This window comes from uncultured Bradyrhizobium sp. (assembly GCF_936928535.1).
Lineage (GTDB): Bacteria > Pseudomonadota > Alphaproteobacteria > Rhizobiales > Xanthobacteraceae > Bradyrhizobium.
This window is the reverse complement of record NZ_CAKZHY010000038.1, coordinates 1-17,007: the sequence shown is the minus strand read 5'-3', so window position 1 is coordinate 17,007 and position 17,007 is coordinate 1. Positions and strand designations below refer to the sequence as shown.

The 17,007-nt window shown below is 64.2% G+C and carries 21 protein-coding genes; 7 read left to right on the top strand and 14 right to left on the bottom strand.

All coding sequences use genetic code 11. The features are described from left to right. Positions 1-114 precede the first annotated feature (114 nt). The 3 genes from Q0687_RS05000 to Q0687_RS04990 form a co-directional block, all read right to left on the bottom strand. On the bottom strand, positions 115-900 hold the full coding sequence (locus tag Q0687_RS05000; protein ID WP_298873029.1) for a hypothetical protein: 786 nt from the start codon (positions 898-900) through the stop codon (positions 115-117). Between the two features lie 137 nt (positions 901-1,037). Beyond that, positions 1,038-1,643 (bottom strand): 3-isopropylmalate dehydratase small subunit, encoded by a 606-nt coding sequence (gene leuD / locus Q0687_RS04995; protein WP_298873028.1) that lies wholly within the window; start codon positions 1,641-1,643, stop codon positions 1,038-1,040. Positions 1,644-1,730: 87 nt separating this feature from the next. Next, positions 1,731-2,300: a pyridoxamine 5'-phosphate oxidase family protein gene (locus Q0687_RS04990; protein WP_298873025.1), complete on the bottom strand. Its 570-nt coding sequence runs from the start codon at positions 2,298-2,300 to the stop codon at positions 1,731-1,733. 83 nt (positions 2,301-2,383) lie between these two features. Here Q0687_RS04990 and Q0687_RS04985 point away from each other — a divergent pair, with 83 nt between their 5' ends. Then, positions 2,384-3,187, top strand: coding sequence for a helix-turn-helix transcriptional regulator (locus Q0687_RS04985; RefSeq protein WP_298873023.1), 804 nt, complete (start codon positions 2,384-2,386; stop codon positions 3,185-3,187). Between the two features lie 4 nt (positions 3,188-3,191). Here Q0687_RS04985 and Q0687_RS04980 read toward each other — a convergent pair whose 3' ends face one another. Beyond that, on the bottom strand, positions 3,192-3,590 hold the full coding sequence (locus Q0687_RS04980; RefSeq protein WP_298873021.1) for a metallopeptidase family protein: 399 nt from the start codon (positions 3,588-3,590) through the stop codon (positions 3,192-3,194). Positions 3,591-3,747: 157 nt separating this feature from the next. On the opposite strand from Q0687_RS04980, the gene Q0687_RS04975 reads away from it, so the two are divergent. Beyond that, positions 3,748-4,023 (top strand): hypothetical protein, encoded by a 276-nt coding sequence (locus Q0687_RS04975; protein ID WP_298873019.1) that lies wholly within the window; start codon positions 3,748-3,750, stop codon positions 4,021-4,023. 5 nt (positions 4,024-4,028) lie between these two features. On the opposite strand, the gene Q0687_RS04970 is transcribed toward Q0687_RS04975, so the two are convergent. Further along, positions 4,029-4,238 carry a hypothetical protein gene (locus tag Q0687_RS04970; protein ID WP_298873017.1) on the bottom strand — a complete coding sequence of 70 codons (210 nt, stop codon included), beginning with the start codon at positions 4,236-4,238 and terminating at the stop codon, positions 4,029-4,031. 149 nt (positions 4,239-4,387) lie between these two features. On the opposite strand from Q0687_RS04970, the gene Q0687_RS04965 reads away from it, so the two are divergent. Both Q0687_RS04965 and Q0687_RS04960 read left to right on the top strand, forming a co-directional pair. Continuing rightward, the gene (locus tag Q0687_RS04965) at positions 4,388-4,648 is read left to right on the top strand and encodes a hypothetical protein (RefSeq protein WP_298873015.1); all 261 of its coding nucleotides are present in this window, start codon (positions 4,388-4,390) and stop codon (positions 4,646-4,648) included. A gap of 216 nt (positions 4,649-4,864) precedes the next feature. Further along, positions 4,865-5,407: a hypothetical protein gene (locus Q0687_RS04960; RefSeq protein WP_298873013.1), complete on the top strand. Its 543-nt coding sequence runs from the start codon at positions 4,865-4,867 to the stop codon at positions 5,405-5,407. Between the two features lie 55 nt (positions 5,408-5,462). On the opposite strand, the gene Q0687_RS04955 is transcribed toward Q0687_RS04960, so the two are convergent. From Q0687_RS04955 to ffh, 7 genes are all read right to left on the bottom strand, one after another. Further along, positions 5,463-5,672 carry a hypothetical protein gene (locus Q0687_RS04955; protein WP_298873012.1) on the bottom strand — a complete coding sequence of 70 codons (210 nt, stop codon included), beginning with the start codon at positions 5,670-5,672 and terminating at the stop codon, positions 5,463-5,465. A 90-nt stretch (positions 5,673-5,762) separates the two neighbouring features. Beyond that, complete coding sequence (gene leuC / locus Q0687_RS04950; RefSeq protein WP_298873010.1) at positions 5,763-7,169, bottom strand: 3-isopropylmalate dehydratase large subunit; 1,407 nt, start codon at positions 7,167-7,169, stop codon at positions 5,763-5,765. A gap of 324 nt (positions 7,170-7,493) precedes the next feature. Next, positions 7,494-7,874, bottom strand: a complete 381-nt coding sequence (gene rplS, locus Q0687_RS04945; RefSeq protein WP_092233923.1) for a 50S ribosomal protein L19 — start codon at positions 7,872-7,874, stop codon at positions 7,494-7,496. Positions 7,875-7,984: 110 nt separating this feature from the next. Continuing rightward, a complete protein-coding gene (gene trmD / locus Q0687_RS04940) occupies positions 7,985-8,740 on the bottom strand; it encodes a tRNA (guanosine(37)-N1)-methyltransferase TrmD (protein ID WP_298873006.1) in 756 nt (251 codons plus the stop codon). A 116-nt stretch (positions 8,741-8,856) separates the two neighbouring features. Continuing rightward, entirely contained in the window at positions 8,857-9,417 is a 561-nt protein-coding gene (gene rimM, locus Q0687_RS04935) for a ribosome maturation factor RimM (RefSeq protein WP_298873005.1), read from the bottom strand. A gap of 9 nt (positions 9,418-9,426) precedes the next feature. After that, positions 9,427-9,759: a 30S ribosomal protein S16 gene (gene rpsP / locus Q0687_RS04930; protein ID WP_014438992.1), complete on the bottom strand. Its 333-nt coding sequence runs from the start codon at positions 9,757-9,759 to the stop codon at positions 9,427-9,429. 84 nt (positions 9,760-9,843) lie between these two features. Beyond that, positions 9,844-11,388: a signal recognition particle protein gene (gene ffh, locus Q0687_RS04925; protein WP_298873002.1), complete on the bottom strand. Its 1,545-nt coding sequence runs from the start codon at positions 11,386-11,388 to the stop codon at positions 9,844-9,846. A gap of 459 nt (positions 11,389-11,847) precedes the next feature. Here ffh and Q0687_RS04920 point away from each other — a divergent pair, with 459 nt between their 5' ends. Then, complete coding sequence (locus Q0687_RS04920) at positions 11,848-12,909, top strand: MBL fold metallo-hydrolase (RefSeq protein WP_298873000.1); 1,062 nt, start codon at positions 11,848-11,850, stop codon at positions 12,907-12,909. A gap of 189 nt (positions 12,910-13,098) precedes the next feature. Here Q0687_RS04920 and Q0687_RS04915 read toward each other — a convergent pair whose 3' ends face one another. Together Q0687_RS04915 and Q0687_RS04910 are read right to left on the bottom strand one after the other, a co-directional pair. Next, positions 13,099-13,812, bottom strand: a complete 714-nt coding sequence (locus Q0687_RS04915; protein WP_298872999.1) for an SIMPL domain-containing protein — start codon at positions 13,810-13,812, stop codon at positions 13,099-13,101. Between the two features lie 5 nt (positions 13,813-13,817). Beyond that, complete coding sequence (locus Q0687_RS04910; protein ID WP_298872997.1) at positions 13,818-14,585, bottom strand: GyrI-like domain-containing protein; 768 nt, start codon at positions 14,583-14,585, stop codon at positions 13,818-13,820. Between the two features lie 244 nt (positions 14,586-14,829). On the opposite strand from Q0687_RS04910, the gene dapF reads away from it, so the two are divergent. Both dapF and mtaB read left to right on the top strand, forming a co-directional pair. Then, complete coding sequence (gene dapF / locus Q0687_RS04905) at positions 14,830-15,705, top strand: diaminopimelate epimerase (RefSeq protein ID WP_298872995.1); 876 nt, start codon at positions 14,830-14,832, stop codon at positions 15,703-15,705. Then, a complete protein-coding gene (gene mtaB, locus Q0687_RS04900; protein WP_298872993.1) occupies positions 15,705-16,958 on the top strand; it encodes a tRNA (N(6)-L-threonylcarbamoyladenosine(37)-C(2))-methylthiotransferase MtaB in 1,254 nt (417 codons plus the stop codon). The genes dapF and mtaB overlap by 1 nt, the downstream gene beginning before the upstream one ends. Positions 16,959-17,007: the final 49 nt, after the last annotated feature.

The window sequence follows — 17,007 nt, the reverse complement described above, 5'->3', positions numbered from 1 at the left end:
CGCGGCGCGAAGTGCCGCTCCGCAGAGCCGGGACCTATTTCTCTACATAACTGGGCCCAGGCTCAGCAGCGCACCGCTAAAGAAGCGCTGCGCTGCGTCCGGGGCACGAGAGAGCTACGCGAACCGCTCCACCGCCCAGGCATAGAGGCTGCCCGGAACGGGCGGTTGCAGGCTGCGGCCCTTGCCTGAGATGTGCAGGCCGATCACGTTGGGGTCGGTGACGATGCCGAGATAGCTCGACGGATCGAAGAACAGCTTTGGCTCGGAATGCACCGCATAGAACGATCGCTTCGGCAATGCCCGCGGAAGATCGCCGGAGCGCCGTGCCAGGATGGTCAAGGCCGGAGGCCCGAAGATGGCGATGCGCAGGTCGGAGAGGCGCTGCGAGCCGCCGCCGAGGCGCTTGATCGCAAAGCTCAGACGATGGCTGAGCGACAGCCATTCCGGCGTCAGCTCCTCCTGCTCCATCAGGTCCTCGAAGGCGCCGACGATTTGATGCTTCTGCGGCAGATAGAGGACGGAGTTGCCGAGCCGGCGGGATCGCTCCCAGGCGAAGTAGGGTTTCGCCGGATCGATCTCGACCGGCTTGAGCAGCAGCACGTCGGCGTCGAGCCAGAGGCCGAGATTCCTGGCCATCAGCTTCATGCGGAAGAAGTCGCTGAACTGAAGCGTGGTCCAGTCGCGCCAGCTGCCGTCCGTCTGCGGCGGCCGCAGGCGCTCGGAAAAGGCGTGCGGCAGGATCGCCTCGGCGTCCGCATTCTCGACGCCCGCGGGCAGGCCCGGGATGGTGTCGAAACTGTAGACCGTCACCTTGTGGCCGGCAGCCAGCTGCGAGCGCAGACAGGTCTGGCGTAGCGCGTCCATCGGGCCATGCCAGAAGGTGACGATCTCGGGAAGCATGCGTGCAGCTTAGAGCATGATCCGGAAAAGTGTGCAGCGGTTTTCCGATAAGATCATGCTCGAAAAATAGAGGATATCTCAGGCAAAGAAAAAGCCCCGGCGCCTTTGCACGCCGGGGCTTGAACCGAAATGTGCGATCAAGCCCAGGCGCGTTCGCTCTTGAGCTTCTCTTCATAGGTGTCGATCGAGGACTTCTTCTCCATCGTCAGACCGATGTCGTCGAGGCCGTTGATCAGGCAATGCTTGCGGAACGGGTCGATCTCGAATTTGACCTTACCGCCGTCGGGGCCCCGGATCTCCTGGTTCGGCAGGTCGATCGTCAGCGTTGCGTTGGCGCCGCGCTCGGCGTCGTCGAACAGCTTGTCGAGGTCTTCTTGGCTGACGCGGATCGGCAGAATCCCGTTCTTGAAGCAGTTGTTGTAGAAGATGTCGCCGAACGAGGTCGAGATCACGCAGCGGATGCCGAAGTCGAGCAGCGCCCAGGGCGCGTGCTCGCGGCTCGAGCCGCAACCGAAATTGTCGCCGGCGACCAGCACCTTCGTGTTGCGATAGGCGGGCTGGTTGAGGACGAAGTCCGGGTTCTCGCTGCCGTCATCCTTGTAGCGCTGCTCGGAGAACAGTCCCTTGCCAAGGCCGGTGCGCTTGATGGTCTTGAGGTACTGCTTCGGAATGATCATGTCGGTGTCGACATTGATGATCTTCAGCGGCGCCGCGACGCCTTCCAGCGTGGTGAACTTGTCCATCTCAGGCTTCCCGGTTGGAACTCAGGGGAGGGCTGTTTAGCCCGGTTGGTGCGCAAATCCTAGGCCGGATTCGGCAATCTTGGTCTGTCAGAGCGGCGGAGCCATGCTGTCAGGGACAAAGCCGGTCGGCAGGCCGTCGATGCTCTTCATATTCTTCATGCCCCAGTATTTCCGTAAATTGTCGACGCCCTGCTTCGTCCAGTAGCGCACGAGGCTGCCGCGCTCCTCTTTGTAGTCGAACAGGGGCACGCCCATGCCGCACGATGTCTGCACCAGTTCGACCGAGAGGCGCACGATCTGGCGTGCCCCGGTCATGTCCTCGAACCCTGGGGCGAGATCGTCGTATTCAGCCGTGCCGCGCATCAGCGATCGGCCCTGGCCATAGAGCCGCAGGATCACCGGAGGACCTTCGAAGGCGCAAAACATGATGGTCAGCCGCTTGTCGTCGGATGCCATCAGGTGCGCGCGGGTCTCGCTGCCGCTGCCGGTGCAATCGAGATAGGCGACGTCGTTCGCTCCCAGCACCCGGAATGACGACAGGCCCTTGGGGGAGACGTTGACGCGCCCCGTCGGCGGGGCGCTGGCGACGAAGAAGATCTTCTGCCGCTCGATGAAGGCCCTGTGTTCGGGTTCGATCCCGGCGAATTGCTTGCCCATGTCCGTGCGTCCTTTTCCGAGCCAGGCTAGCACTTCTTTGGTACCAGTTTAAGAACATAAGATATGCTGGTATAAAAACCACCATGAAGGAACAACATCCGATCGCTCCGGCTCTGTCGCTGAGCGCGTTCTTGAGGGCGCTCCGGGAGCGCCAGTCTCCGGCAGAGTTCGGCCTTGCCGCCGGACCACGACGGCGCACGCCCGGCCTCCGGCGTGAGGAGGTCGCCCAGCTCTGCGGCTTGAGCGTCACCTGGTACACCTGGATCGAGCAGGGGCGCGATGTGTCCGTCTCTGCTTCGGCCCTTGCGCGCCTCGCCCGCGGATTGCGCCTGTCACGCGCCGAGCGCGGCTATCTTTTCGAAGTTGCGGGCAAACGCGATCCCGAGCGGCCCGACACCAGGGACGATCCACCTGAAAGCGTGCTCGCCTGTGTCGATGCGATCGATGGTCCCGCCTACATCCTCGATCGCACCTGGAGTGCGTGCCGCTGGAATGCGCAAGCGTCGCGCTTGTTTGCAGGATGGCTCGATGACGACGGCGAGAAGAATCTGTTGCGCTACATCTTCGTCAGACCAGAGGCGCGAAGCCTGATCCTCGACTGGACGTCCCGTGCGCAGCGCGTCGTCGCCGAGTTCCGTGCCGCGGTGACGGCCTATTCGGACGGTCCGGAAATTCGCCGGCTCGTGGACGAGCTGAGAATGGCAAGCTCGGACTTCGAGCGCTGCTGGCAAACCCAAGGGGTGTTGGCGCGCGAAGGCGGCGAACGCGCGTTCAATCATGCGACCATGGGATTGCTGAGATATCAGCAGGTGTCGCTGTCGCTCGCGGGGTGGCCCGATTATCGGCTGACGATGCTTCTGCCCGCACCATCCCCGCGCAATCGATGACGTCCTATTCGGCCTGAACCTCGATCGCGTCCATGTCGTCGTCAGAGAGGCCGAAATGGTGGCCGATCTCGTGGATCAGCACGTGGCGGACGATATGGCCGAGGCTCTCGTCGTGCTCGGCCCAGTAATCCAGGATCGGACGGCGGTAGAGCCAGACCATGTTGGGCAGCCGGGCCACGTCGCCAAGACTCTGCTGGGGCAGGCCGACGCCCTGGAACAGGCCGAGCAGGTCGAACTCGCTTTCGCATTCCATCTCGTCGAGGACCTCTTCGGTCGGGAAGTCGTCGACGCGGATGATCAGGCCCTCGCACAGCCCTCGAAACTCCGCCGGCAGGCGTTCGAAAATCTCGTGCGCCGTCGCTTCCATCTCGGCCAGCGAGGGCGCTTTCAGGTCTGTCCACATCGGTTCCTCTTAGCGCGGGTTTCGCAGCGATGCATCCGGCTTTACAAGCGCGTGAGGTTGACGGGCGCCGCCAAAACGGGGAGCTTGGGGCTCAAGTCGGTGGCGGTCCAGGTGGGCGAAAAAAATGCGAGTAAAAACAGCGGTAGCTCTACTGTGCATGGGGTTGTTTTCGCCCGTCGGCGCGAGCGCCCAGGCAGAGAGGGCCGGCACGGTGGTCCGCATGGCCCAGGCTGCCTCGCCCGACCACGTCGTGCCGCCACGCAAGCGGACCCGCCTGCGCGTCACGCCCTATTACAGCCCTGACGGCGTCTATCCGCGCTACAACCCGGGCCCGGATGCGGTCCGCGAATGCAGCGTCGCCTATGTGCAGGAACACAGGCCCAGCGGCACCGTGATCACGCCGCATATGAGCTGCTTCTGGCGTCGCGGCTGACCCGATCAGTGTCCGCGTAGCGCGCCGATCAGGCCGGCGCCGACGATCACGGCGGAGACGCCATAGACCAGGACCGCCATCACGAGCTGCGTCAGCGGGCTTGCCGTGCCGCTCTCGACGCCCGGCCCCTGCGAGGCCAGTGCCGAGCTCGCGCCAAGGGCGATGCTCGCTGCGATCGCGAGGCGAGATATCCGCAATCTCATGGAATTTGCCATGACCATCTCCTGCATTGGTTCGACCAGAAGATACGTGCGTCACTGATAGCAGGTTCATCCATAGCAGATTGAGGCGCCGCGTTCCAGATTGGGCGCTTTTAACTTGCCGGCGGCCGTGCGATCCCCTCATGTTGCGGGCGGAGGTCGTCATGACGAGATGGATCGCGTTGACTGTCGCTGTCGGACTCACTGCAAGCCTGCCGCACGTCTCCGCCGCGCAAAGGGTGACGAAGCTGCCGGATGCCTCCGCGGGACGCGCGGTGTTCGATGGGCGGCGCCACGTGCGATATGATGCTGCGCGATACGTTCGCCGGCCCGACCCGCATTATTACGCACGACCTGTCTATTACCGTCCCTACCCGTACGGTGTGCCCGCGCCCTTCGTCATCGGCTACGGACCGTTCTGGTGACGCGGCTCACGCTGCGGGTGTAAAGCCTGTCAACTGCGCAATCGCGTAGACGGTCATCTCTCGAATTCCCCTTGCCGCGGACTTGCGCGGAGTATCGTCATTCATGACGCGTTCACGTCACTGTCTCTAGTTTAATCTCGGGAGCGACTGCAAATGAACAGCGACGGCGGCACGACTGCGCCGCAATGACGCTGTGCAGATTCAGGGAGACATTCCATGCTGAGGAACATGCGGCTCGGGACAAGCTCGTTGCGCTTGCTCGGGCTTGCCGTTGTTGCTGCTCTGACGTTATCGGGCGTGACGGTGCGCCGCGCTGAGGCGATGACGCCGATCAATCCGGCCGCGCTGCCGGTGGCGAAGGCTGCAAGCGACGACATGATCACGCAGGTGCGCTTTGGCGGCGGACACGGTGGCGGTGGGCATGGCGGCGGCGGGCATTTCGGCGGAGGAGGCCACTTCGGTGGTGCCCATGTGGGCGGAGGTCATTTCGGTGGCTTCCACGCTGCACCGGCCTTCCATGGCGGCGGCATGCGCTACGGCGGCATCCATTATGGCGGCTATCATCGCCATTGGGGCGGCGGCTACTATCGCCCGTATTACGGCTATCGCCATTTCCACCGGCGCTCTTATTACGGCGGCTATTATCCCTATTACCACCATCCGCGCCGCTGCCGGATCATCTGGACCTATTATGGTCCGCGCCGCATCTGCCACTGGCATCATTGGCATCGCTGGCACTATCCGTACCGCTATTGGTAAGTGCGGGCGAAATCAAAAGGGCGCCTGAACGGCGCCCTTTGTTTCACTGCGTGGCTTAAAGCCAATCCTTCACATTCCATGACGCCGGCTTCCATCGCATCAGCGTCTCGATCTTCCACTTCCTGAACATCGCCGGCGGCCAGCGGCTGAGCTTCGAGATCTCCTCCGGCTCGGGCTTGGCGACGATACGCAAGCCCGGCGCTCGCCGCCGGTGCTGGCGGGTCGCCTCGCTGATGAGATCGACATATTCAGGCTTGTTGGCCATGAGGTGTCCTCGCGAGATCGTCGCGAGGACACTGTCGGACTTGCGGCTTAACGGCGGTTTGCCGCGTTCGTTCAAATTGCAGGAAGCGGCTCAGCGCCAGTGCCTGACGTCGACAAAGTGACCCGCGATCGCGGCGGCCGCGGCCATCGCCGGCGACACCAGATGGGTGCGGCCCTTGAAGCCTTGACGGCCCTCGAAATTGCGGTTCGAGGTCGAGGCGCAGCGCTCTTCCGGCTTCAGCTTGTCCGGGTTCATCGCAAGGCACATCGAGCAACCGGGCTCGCGCCATTCGAAGCCGGCCTTGATGAAGATCTTGTCCAGACCCTCAGCTTCGGCCTGCTCCTTCACGATACCGGAGCCCGGTACGACCATGGCGTTGACGCTGGCCGATACCTGCTTGCCTTCCGCGATCTTGGCGGCGGCGCGCAGGTCTTCGATGCGGCCGTTGGTGCAGGAGCCGATGAAGACACGGTCGAGCTTGATGTCGGTGATCTTCGTGCCCGCGGTCAGGCCCATGTACTTCAACGCGCGATGCTTGGAGAGACGCTTGGCCTCATCAGCGATCTTGTCGGGGTCGGGCACGATGCCGGTCACCGAGATCACGTCCTCAGGGCTCGTGCCCCAGGTCACGATCGGCGGCAGTTTTGCTGCATCGAGTCGCAGCTCGTGGTCGAAATGCGCGCCGTCGTCGGAACGCAGCTTTTCCCAGTAACGCATCGCCGCATCCCAGTCCGCGCCCTTCGGCGACTTCGGACGGTCGCGCAGGAAGTCGTAGGCCTTCTGGTCCGGCGCAACGAGGCCGGCGCGGGCGCCGCCTTCGATCGACATGTTGCAGACCGTCATGCGGCCTTCCATCGAGAGCGAGCGGATGGCGTCGCCGGCGTATTCCAGCACGTAGCCGGTACCGCCCGCGGTGCCGATCTCGCCGATGATGGCGAGGATGATATCCTTGCCGGTCACGCCTTCAGGCAATTTGCCGTCGACGGTGACACGCATGTTCTTTGCCTTCTTCTGGATCAGCGTCTGCGTCGCCAGAACGTGCTCGACCTCTGATGTGCCGATGCCGTGCGCGAGCGCGCCGAACGCGCCATGCGTCGAGGTGTGGCTGTCACCGCAGACGATGGTGGTGCCGGGCAGCGTAAAGCCCTGCTCGGGGCCGATGACGTGGACGATGCCCTGGCGCTTGTCGAACTCGTTGTAATATTCGATGCCGAATTCCTTGGCGTTGTCGGCGAGTGCCTTGATCTGCTCGATGCTTTCAGGATCGGGGTTCGGCTTGGTGCGATCGGTGGTCGGCACGTTGTGGTCGACGACGGCGAGCGTCTTCTCGGGCGCATGGACCTTGCGCCCCGTTGCGCGCAGGCCTTCGAACGCCTGCGGCGAGGTCACTTCGTGCACCAGATGGCGGTCGATATAGAGCAGGCAGGTGCCGTCGTCGGCTTCGTGCACCAGATGGTCGTTCCAGATCTTGTCGTACAATGTGGTCGGCTTGGACATGAGCTTAAGCTCCGAAGGAATGTGTGAAGCAGTGAGCGCGACTCGCGCGCGGGGCAACAAAATCATCAAGCGCAGCTTTTAGGCTGCGCGCGTAAGCTCTGACGTTGCCGATGTCGCGAAGCGTCCGAAGAACCGGCCAGGCAGCCGCGAGCGATCGTCGATGACGATGCGCTGGGGGCTCACGAAGCTGGTCAGATCTGGAAACATTCCAGGAATATATAGCAGGCCGAATTGGAAGCGCGAGTGGTTTGACGCGCACGGCTGAGGCAACAAAAAAGCGCGGGGTTTTGCCCCGCGCTCTCGAAAACTCGCTGTAAGTGGAGCTTACTCGTTGACGGCCTTGGCGTGCTCGGTCTTCTCGACGATGCGGGCCGACTTGCCGCGGAGATTGCGGAGGTAATAGAGCTTGGCGCGACGCACCTTGCCGCGACGCACCACCTTGATCGAGTCGATCATCGGCGACATCACCGGGAACACGCGCTCGACGCCTTCGCCGTAGGAGATCTTGCGAACGGTGAAGCTCTCGTTGAGGCCACCGCCGGAACGGCCGATGCAAACGCCTTCATAGGCCTGCACGCGGGTGCGGTCGCCTTCGACGACCTTCACGTTGACGATCACGGTGTCGCCGGGGCCGAATTCCGGAATGTCCTTGCCGGCGGACAGCTTGTCGAATTGCTCTTGCTCGAGCTGCTTGATCAGGTTCATGGGTAAATCTCCATCGGCGCGCCCAGCCTTGCGAAACGGGGGCTGCGCGAAATTCGTCTATCCAGCCATTGCGGATGTGGGCGCTCCTATAAGGCAAGCCGGAGCGTTTGTCACCCGTCTGTCTTGTTTTTTGGCGTTTTTTGGCGCCTCGGCCGATTCGGGGCTTTGGGCGGGATTTGGGCCCATAAATCCGGCCGCCGGGCCTCTGTGAGGGCCTCCGACTGCGCCCGCCGCCAGGCGGCAACCTTGGCATGATCGCCGGAGGTCAGGATCTCCGGGATCGGAACCCCCTCGAACAGCTGCGGGCGGGTGTATTGGGGGTATTCGAGCAGGCCGTCCGAGAAGCTCTCCTCGGTTCCCGAGGCTTCCTTGCCCATCACCCCCGGCAGCAGCCGGACGCAGGCGTCGATCAGCGCCAAAGCGGCGATTTCGCCCCCTGAGAGCACGTAATCGCCGATCGAGACTTCCTCCAACCCGCGGCTGTCGATCACCCGCTGGTCGATCCCTTCGAACCGGCCGCAGACGATGAGGGGGCCGGGGCCCTGGGCGAGCTCTGCCACGCGGGCCTGGGTCAATGGCCGACCACGTGGGCTCATCAGCAGGCGAGGGCGGTCCGGGGCGATCGCTGCGGTGTCGATCGCCGCGGCCAGAACATCCGGCCGCAGCACCATGCCCGGCCCGCCGCCGGCGGGGGTGTCGTCGACGCTGCGATGGCGGTCAGTTGCGGAGGCTCGGATGTCACGAGCCTCGATCTGCCACAGGCCGGACGCCAACGCCCGGCCGGCTAGGCTCACGCCAAGCGGTCCCGGAAACATCTCCGGAAACAGCGTCAGCACCGTCGCGCGCCAGGGGGAGGGATTGGTCATTCGATCTCAGTTCTCGTCATCCCGGACAAGCGAAGCGCAGATGCGGGATCCATAACCACCGCAGCCAATTTTGCGACGGCCGGAGCGATCAGCTTACCCAAAAGTACAGCCTGTGGTTACGGGTCCCGGCGTTCGCCGGGACGACTCGTGGAGGGAGCTTCGTCCTCGTCCTTGTCGCCCTCGATCTCCTGCGGCAGCGCGATCACGACGCGGCCGCCTTTGAGATCGACCTCCGGCACCACGGCATTGGAGAACGGCAGCAACATCGTCGCGCCCTTGAGTGGTGCGATCTCGATGATGTCGCCGGCGCCGAAATTATGGATTGCGAGCACGCGGCCGAGCGCATCGCCGTCACTGGTGACGGCGGCGAGCCCGATCAGGTCGGCGTGGTAATATTCATCCTCGTCGGTCGCGGGCAGTTTGTCGCGCGCGACGTAGAGTTCGATGCCGTTGAGGCGCTCGGCCTCATCGCGGGTCGCGACGCCCTTGAAGGTCGCGACCAGATGGTCCTTCGCTTCGCGGACCTGCGCCAGCTCGAACTGGCGCCTGCCATCCTTGGAGAGCAGCGGACCGTAGCGCTTCACGGCAAAGGGATCTTCAGTGAAGGTCCACAGCTTGACCGCGCCGCGCACACCATGCGCGGCGCCGATCCGCGCGACGCAGATCAGCGCCGACATGGTCTAGCCTTAGCCCTTCGCAGCGGCTTCGGCCTGCGCCTTGCGCTCCTTGCGCGGCACGGCCTTCTCGGGGTTGTTGCGCGCTTCGCGCTTCTTGACGCCGGCGGCATCGAGGAAGCGGGAGACGCGGTCCGACGGCTGCGCGCCCTTGGCGAGCCAGGCCTTCACCTTGTCCATGTCGAGCTTCAGGCGGGTCTCGTTGTCCTTCGGCAGCAGCGGATTGAAATAGCCGAGGCGCTCGATGAAGCGGCCATCCCGGGGGAAGCGCGAGTCGGCGACGACGACGTGATAGACGGGACGCTTCTTGGTGCCTGCGCGGGCGAGGCGGATAACGACGGACATTCAGTTCTCCTTCAAAGTACAGTTTGTTCGGTGATTGGTATTCCGCGTAGCGCGAGACCGATGCGATCCCTCGCGACGAATTCCTCATTTCTTCTTGCCGGGGAAACCGCCGAGACCCGGAAGGGTCGGCTTGCCGCTGAGGCCGGTGAGCCCCGGCAAATTCGGCAGGCCCGAGCGAAGACCGGGCGGCAGATCCTTCGGCAGGCTGGGCAGACCTTGTCCGCCGCCACCCATCTTCTCCTGCATCGCTTTCATCTCTTCCGGAGACGGCATCTTCATGCCGCCGCCAAAACCCATCGCCTGCGCGATGCCGGCGAGCGGGCCGCGCTTGCCCGAACCCATCGCCTTCATCACGTCGGCCATGTTCCGGTGCATCTTCAGGAGCTTGTTGACATGCTCGACGCTCTGGCCCGAGCCTGCGGCGATGCGCTTCTTGCGGCTCGCTTTCAGCAAATCCGGATGACGGCGCTCGTCGCGCGTCATGGAATCGATGATCGCGACCTGGCGCTTCAGGATCCTGTCGTCGATGCCGGCGGCCGCGATCTGGTTCTTCATCTTGGAGATGCCGGGCATCATGCCCATCAGGCCGCTGATGCCGCCCATGTTCGCCATCTGCAGCAGCTGCTCGCGCATGTCGTTAAGGTCGAACTGACCCTTGCGCATGCGTTCGGCGGTGCGCGCGGCCTTCTCGGCATCGATATTGGCGGCGGCTCGCTCGACCAGCGACACCACGTCGCCCATGCCGAGGATGCGGCCGGCGATACGATCGGGATGGAAATCCTCCAGCGCGTCGGTCTTTTCACCGGTGCCGATCAGCTTGATCGGCTTGCCGGTGACCGCGCGCATCGACAGCGCAGCGCCGCCGCGGCCGTCGCCGTCGACGCGGGTCAACACGATGCCGGTGAGGCCGACGCGCTGGTCGAACGAGCGCGCGAGATTCACGGCGTCCTGGCCGGTCAGCGAGTCCGCAACCAGCAGCACTTCATGCGGGTTTGCGGCAGCTTTAATGGCAGCCGCTTCCGCCATCATCTCTTCGTCGAGCGTGGTGCGGCCGGCGGTGTCAAGCAGCACGATGTCGTAGCCGCCGAGCTTGCCCGCTTCCAGCGCGCGTTTCGCAATCTGCGGCGGCTGTTGTCCCGCCACGATCGGCAAAGTCGGAATGTCGAGATCGCGGCCGAGCACGGCCAGCTGCTCCATCGCCGCCGGGCGATAGACGTCGAGCGAGGCCATCAGCACCTTGCGCTTGTCGCGCTGGACCAGGCGGCGGGCGAGCTTTGCAGTGGTGGTCGTCTTGCCCGAGCCCTGCAGACCGACCATCATGATCGGCACCGGCGGCACCGAGTTGACGTCGATGGTCTGGCTTTCGGCGCCGAGTGTGTTGATCAGCTCGTCATGGACGATCTTGACCACCATCTGGCCTGGCGTGACCGACTTGACGACGGTGGCGCCGATCGCCTGCTCGCGGACGCGTTCGGTGAAGCTGCGCACGACCTCGAGCGCAACGTCGGCCTCGAGCAGCGCGCGGCGCACCTCGCGCATCGCGGCATCGACGTCCTTTTCGGTCAGCGCACCGCGCCCCGTCAGACGATCGAGAATTCCGCCAAGCCGTTCCGACAGATTGTCGAACAATGAAGTTGTCCTCTTTTACCTCTCCCCGCCTGCGGGGAGAGGTCAGATCGCCCCCGGCGATGCAAATCATCGTCCGGCGCGATCCGGGTGAGGGGGTACGGGTCCATCAACGCGCCTCATGCGCGGAGAGAGCCCCTCACCCCGACCCTCTCCCCGCAAGAGCGGGGCGAGGGAGCAGAAAGTCCAGACACCTTCACGCCCGAGGGCGCATCGCGCTGTCGGGCGTTGACCTCTGGCCTCCAGGGCCAGTCGGCGGGTCGAAAAGAAAGCCTTTCCGAGAAAGTGGCGGGGTTAAACGCCGCTCCCGCCCAAAAGTCAAGGAAAGTTAGGGTGCCGGGACGCCGCTGCCAGGGTAAATCCTTGAAATTCCAGTATTTCCGACGATGGGTTCCTTTTTCGGAGGCCCTGCCCATATAGCCGGTGATGTCTTACCGTTTCGACCAGCCCTGAGCCCCGCTCGTGCCGATCACCCGCCGCCGCCTGTTCGGACTGTTTGCCGGGGCCGGCGCGCTGGTCGGTATCCCGCCCCTCTGGATATCCAATATGAAAACCTATGACGGCCCCGTCTCCGACCATTTCAACGGTCTGCATTTCTTCGACCCCGACGGTTCGCCGCCAAAATCGCTCCGCGAGGTGCTGCGCTGGCAGCTCAGCGGACGGGAGCGGGCCAAATGGCCCGTGTGGGCCCCGAGCCCTCACGCCGACACGCCGCCGGAGCGGGTCGATGGCGAAAAGGTGCGGCTTTCCTTCGTTGGCCATGCGAGCTGGCTGATCCAGGCCGGCGGCCTCAACATCCTCGTTGATCCCGTCTGGTCCTCGCGGGTCTCGCCGGTCGGCTTCGCGGGGCCGAAGCGTCACAACGATCCCGGCATCGCCTTCGAGAAGCTGCCGAAGATTGATATCGTGCTGGTCTCGCACGGCCACTACGACCATCTCGACATCGCGACGCTGTCGCGGCTTGCCAAGAACTTTGCCCCGCGCGTGGTCACGCCGCTCGGCAATGATGTGACGATGCGCAGTGCCGATGCCACGATCAAGGTGGAAGCCTTCGACTGGCACGATCGCGTCGAGCTCGGGGGCGGCATCGCCGCGACGCTGGTGCCGACCCGGCACTGGACCGCGCGCGGCATGTTCGACCGCAACAAGGCGCTGTGGGCGAGCTTCGTGCTGGAGACGCCGGCCGGAAAAATCTACGTGGTCTGCGATTCCGGTTATGGCGATGGCACGCATTTTCGTCGCGTCGCCGAGACGCATGGCGCGTTGCGTTTGGCGATCCTTCCCATCGGCGCGTACGAGCCGCGCTGGTTCATGCGCGACCAGCACATGAATCCGGAAGATGCGGTGAAAGCGCTCGGTGATTGCGGCGCCGAGCAGGCGCTCGGGCATCATCACGGCACGTTCCAACTGACCGACGAGGCGATCGACGCACCAGCCAGGGCGCTGGTGGAAGCGCTCGATGTCGCACAGATTCCGCAGGAGCGGTTTGTCGCGATGAAGCCGGGGCAGGTGGTGGAGATTTAGCTGCACCCTCCGCTGTCGTCCTGGACAAGCGAGCGTAGCGAGCGCAGATCCAGGACCCATACGCCGCAGCAGTCATTTTACGAAGACGGGTGATGACCATCTCGCGCAACGACAACGGCTGCGGCGTATGGGTCCTGGCTTTCGCCAGGACGACGGCTGTAACTGTTGCAGCAGTGCGCCTCTTACCGCCTACTGCGCAGGCTTGATCGCCCAGCTCACATTCACCGTCACCGACAGCGTTTCCTCACCCGGTGCAACCGCGGCAGGAGCAGCCATTGGGGCTGCGGTCATTCGCGCTTTGAACAGCGGCATCGGCGCGCCACCTTCGGACACGCTAAGCGGCGCACCTAACGTGACGCCGGTGGCTTTGGCATAGATCTCGGCCTTGCGGCGGGCATCGGCCACCGCCTGCTCGCGCGCATCGTCGAGCAGCTTGGAGGCTTGCGTCACTTCAAACGAGATGTTGCCGATATCATTGGCGCCGGCGCTGACCAGCGTGTCGATGACGCTGGCGACCTTGGTCACGTCGCGAATTTTCACCGTGACGCGATTACTGGCACGGAAGCCGACCACCGGGTTGGCGCCGGTCGAGCGATTCGGCGCATATTGCGGCTGCAGCGACAGACGCGAGGTCTGGTAATCCTTCTCGGGGATGCCGGCGCCCTTCAGCGCCAGCAGCACCTTGCCCATCGCGGCGTTGTTGGCATCGGACGCTTCCTTCGCGGACTTGGCATCGTTGGCGACGCCGGCATCGATCTGTGCAAGATCGGGTGCCGCGGAGACGGTCGCCTCGCCGCTGACGGAGATGGCGGACGGGAAATCATCGGCCAGTGCGGGCGCTGCCAGCAAATTGGCGGCAAGAGCGGCGGCGAGGGAGGTAGCAACGGCGGCAGTTTTGTTCATCGGTCTCACTTCAGCGGTACGAACACATTGATCACGAGCTTGTCCTCGGCCGTCTTGAGCGGATCGGTGAGGTACTCCTCGATGAACGTGTCCTTGGCTTCCAGCTTCTTGTCGTCGAGGTGATTGGTGATCGCCTCGTAGGTGTTGTCCATGTTGTCGTAGGAGCCGCGATGGACGAATTTCAGTGCCTTGCCTTCAGGCGATTTGCCGATGCTCATGTCCTTGGGCAGGTTCTTCGGATCCTGATCAACAGGGATTTCGGCAAAGAAGGTGAAGCCGGTGTCGTCGGTCGAGGTGTAGACGATCATCGCATTGCCGGCGTGCTTGATGCCCTGCTTGTCGAGCAGGGTGTTCAGCGCCTTGAAGGCGTCGACCAGGGTGTCGAAGGCCGAGTCCCAATTGGCGGTGCCCTTGACCATCAAGACCTTCCGGGCCTCCAGCGTGGTCTCCAGGCCAAAGGGATCGGCGGTCTGAACCGGAGCCGGGGTAGCGGCCGCAGCGGGCGGCGGGGCCGCCGGGCTCGGTGAAGCGCTGGCCGCAGGTGAGGGCGATGTGGCCGGCGCAGGCGAGGCGCTGGCCGCCGGCGACGGGGTCGCTGCCGGCGCGGGCGAAGCACTTGCAGCCGGAGAGGGCGAGGCCGACGGGTCAGGCGAGGGACTTGCCGAGGCAGCGGGCGTCGGGCTCGGGGTCTGCGCGAGGGCACCGGACAGGCCAAGCGACAAGGCCGCTGCCGGGATCAGCGCGGCCAGAGCAAGACGACGAAACCTAATCATTCCATTCTCCCCAAAACCTTCTCGTCAAGACCTTCTCGTCAAGACCTTGCCCACCAAGGCCAGAATCCGGCTTTGCGCATGGTTGCGGATCCCCGATCGCGCGAACTGCGCCGTTCTAACACGCGAGTGCCAAATTCGTCCCATGACAGATGCGTCATGGCAGACGTCTTGACGATCTGGCCGCAAATCACTGGCCAAGCCGCCTCACATCGCCATATAAGACAGGCGAAATTCGGGAATTTTCATGAGCGCGCTGGCCAACCACGCATTTGCCAAGATGAACGGCATCGGCAACGAGATCGTCGTTGTCGACATGCGCGATTCTGCCGGGCGGGTCACGGCTGACGACGCCCGCGTGGTGGCGTCCGCGGACGGCGGCGTGCCGTACGATCAGCTCATGGTGCTGCAGAAGCCGCGGCTCGACGGCACCGAAGCCTTCATCAGCATCTACAACAGTGACGGCTCCGCAGCTGGCGCCTGCGGCAACGGCATGCGCTGCGTGGTCCGCCGCATCTTCGAGAAGAGCGGACAGACCACGGCGACCTTCGAGACTGCGGCTGGCCTGCTCAATGCCTGGCAGGGCCCGGCGCCGGATCTCTACACCGTCGACATGGGCGCGCCGAAGTTCGGCTGGCAGGACATTCCGCTGGCGGAGGAGTTTCGCGACACCCGCTACATCGAATTGCAGATCGGGCCGATCGACAATCCGATCCTGCATTCGCCCTCCGTGGTCAGCATGGGCAATCCGCACGCGATCTTCTGGGTCGACGACGTCAACGCCTATGACCTCGAGCGCTTCGGTCCGCTGTTGGAAAATCACCCGATCTTCCCCGATCGCGCCAACATCACGCTCGCCCATATCGTCGATCGCGAGCACATCACCATGCGCACCTGGGAGCGCGGCGCCGGGCTGACCAGGGCGTGCGGCTCGGCGGCCTGCGCGACCGCGGTGGCGGCGGCGCGCTTGAAGCGCACCGAGCGCAAGGTCGAGATGACGCTGCCCGGCGGCAAGCTCGGTATCGAATGGCGCGAGCGCGATGACCATGTGCTGATGACGGGCACTGCGACCTTCGAATATGAAGGCCATTTCGATCCGGCGCTGTTCGCGCCGGTGGGCTGATGGCCGTCGACATCGTCACCTTCGGCTGCCGCCTCAACGCGTTCGAGGCCGAAGTGATCCGCCGTGAAGCGGAGGGCGCGGGGCTTTCCGACACCATCGTCATCAACAGCTGCGCCGTCACCAATGAGGCGGTGGCACAGGCACGTCAGTCGATCCGCAAGATGAAGCGGGAGCGGCCGGAAGCGCGCATTGTCGTCACCGGCTGCGCGGCGCAGACGCAAAGCCAGATGTTCGCCGAGATGGCCGAGGTCGACCGCGTCGTCGGCAATGACGACAAGATGCGAAGCGAAGCTTGGCGCGCGGCGCGCGACGCCTTCGATCTCGACGCCGCCGAGAAGGTCGCGGTCAGCGACATCATGGCCGTGACGGACATGGCGCCGCATCTGATCGACGGCTATGCGAGCGGCCTGCCACGCGTGTTCGTGCAGGTGCAGAACGGTTGCGACCATCGCTGCACCTTCTGCATCATCCCCTATGGCCGCGGCAATTCGCGCTCGGTACCGATGGGTGCGGTGGTCGATCAGGTGCGCACCCTGGTGGAGCGCGGTCATGCCGAGATCGTGCTGACCGGCGTCGATCTCACCAGCTACGGCACGGACCTGCCGGGCGCGCCGAAGCTCGGCCTGCTGACCAAGCAGATCCTGCGGCACGTGCCGGAGTTGAAGCGGTTGCGCATCTCTTCGATCGATTCGATCGAGGCGGATGGGGATCTGCTAGATGCGATCGCCGATGATGCGAGGCTGATGCCGCATCTGCATCTGTCGCTGCAGTCGGGCGACGACATGATCCTGAAGCGCATGAAGCGGCGGCATGCACGGAGCGATGCCATCGCGTTTTGCGATCAGGTGCGCCGCTTGCGGCCGGATATCGTGTTCGGCGCCGACATCATCGCGGGCTTCCCGACCGAGACGGACGAGATGTTCGCGCGCTCGCTCGATCTGGTCGAGGAATGCGGGCTGACGTTCCTGCATGTGTTTCCGTATTCCCCGCGCCCGGGCACGCCGGCCGCGAAGATGCCGCAGGTCGCGGGATCCGCGATCAAGCAGCGCGCCAGGCGGCTGCGTGCGGCCGGCGAGGTTGCGTTACGCCAGCGGCTAAATTCCGAGATCGGCGCAACGCGCGAGGTGCTGATCGAGAGCGACGGTCAGGGGCGGACCGAGCACTATTTGCCGGTGGCAATTGCGGGCGAACGCATCGGCAGCGTCGTGCCGCTGACGATCGCCGGCAGCGATGGCGAGCGGCTCACCACGTGAACCGCGGCTCTTTTCCCTTCTCCCCTTGTGGGAGAAGGTGGCGCGAAGC

What these genes read in the sequence shown, in the direction of transcription:
- Q0687_RS05000 (WP_298873029.1), bottom strand. Translation starts at nt 900, where the DNA reads ATGCTTCCCGAGATCGTCACCTTCTGGCATGGCCCGATGGACGCGCTA.
- leuD (WP_298873028.1), bottom strand. Translation starts at nt 1,643, where the DNA reads ATGGACAAGTTCACCACGCTGGAAGGCGTCGCGGCGCCGCTGAAGATC.
- Q0687_RS04990 (WP_298873025.1), bottom strand. Translation starts at nt 2,300, where the DNA reads ATGGGCAAGCAATTCGCCGGGATCGAACCCGAACACAGGGCCTTCATC.
- Q0687_RS04985 (WP_298873023.1), top strand. Translation starts at nt 2,384, where the DNA reads ATGAAGGAACAACATCCGATCGCTCCGGCTCTGTCGCTGAGCGCGTTC.
- Q0687_RS04980 (WP_298873021.1), bottom strand. Translation starts at nt 3,590, where the DNA reads ATGTGGACAGACCTGAAAGCGCCCTCGCTGGCCGAGATGGAAGCGACG.
- Q0687_RS04975 (WP_298873019.1), top strand. Translation starts at nt 3,748, where the DNA reads ATGGGGTTGTTTTCGCCCGTCGGCGCGAGCGCCCAGGCAGAGAGGGCC.
- Q0687_RS04970 (WP_298873017.1), bottom strand. Translation starts at nt 4,238, where the DNA reads ATGGCAAATTCCATGAGATTGCGGATATCTCGCCTCGCGATCGCAGCG.
- Q0687_RS04965 (WP_298873015.1), top strand. Translation starts at nt 4,388, where the DNA reads ATGACGAGATGGATCGCGTTGACTGTCGCTGTCGGACTCACTGCAAGC.
- Q0687_RS04960 (WP_298873013.1), top strand. Translation starts at nt 4,865, where the DNA reads ATGCTGAGGAACATGCGGCTCGGGACAAGCTCGTTGCGCTTGCTCGGG.
- Q0687_RS04955 (WP_298873012.1), bottom strand. Translation starts at nt 5,672, where the DNA reads ATGGCCAACAAGCCTGAATATGTCGATCTCATCAGCGAGGCGACCCGC.
- leuC (WP_298873010.1), bottom strand. Translation starts at nt 7,169, where the DNA reads ATGTCCAAGCCGACCACATTGTACGACAAGATCTGGAACGACCATCTG.
- rplS (WP_092233923.1), bottom strand. Translation starts at nt 7,874, where the DNA reads ATGAACCTGATCAAGCAGCTCGAGCAAGAGCAATTCGACAAGCTGTCC.
- trmD (WP_298873006.1), bottom strand. Translation starts at nt 8,740, where the DNA reads ATGACCAATCCCTCCCCCTGGCGCGCGACGGTGCTGACGCTGTTTCCG.
- rimM (WP_298873005.1), bottom strand. Translation starts at nt 9,417, where the DNA reads ATGTCGGCGCTGATCTGCGTCGCGCGGATCGGCGCCGCGCATGGTGTG.
- rpsP (WP_014438992.1), bottom strand. Translation starts at nt 9,759, where the DNA reads ATGTCCGTCGTTATCCGCCTCGCCCGCGCAGGCACCAAGAAGCGTCCC.
- Q0687_RS04915 (WP_298872999.1), bottom strand. Translation starts at nt 13,812, where the DNA reads ATGAACAAAACTGCCGCCGTTGCTACCTCCCTCGCCGCCGCTCTTGCC.
- Q0687_RS04910 (WP_298872997.1), bottom strand. Translation starts at nt 14,585, where the DNA reads ATGATTAGGTTTCGTCGTCTTGCTCTGGCCGCGCTGATCCCGGCAGCG.
- dapF (WP_298872995.1), top strand. Translation starts at nt 14,830, where the DNA reads ATGAGCGCGCTGGCCAACCACGCATTTGCCAAGATGAACGGCATCGGC.
- mtaB (WP_298872993.1), top strand. Translation starts at nt 15,705, where the DNA reads ATGGCCGTCGACATCGTCACCTTCGGCTGCCGCCTCAACGCGTTCGAG.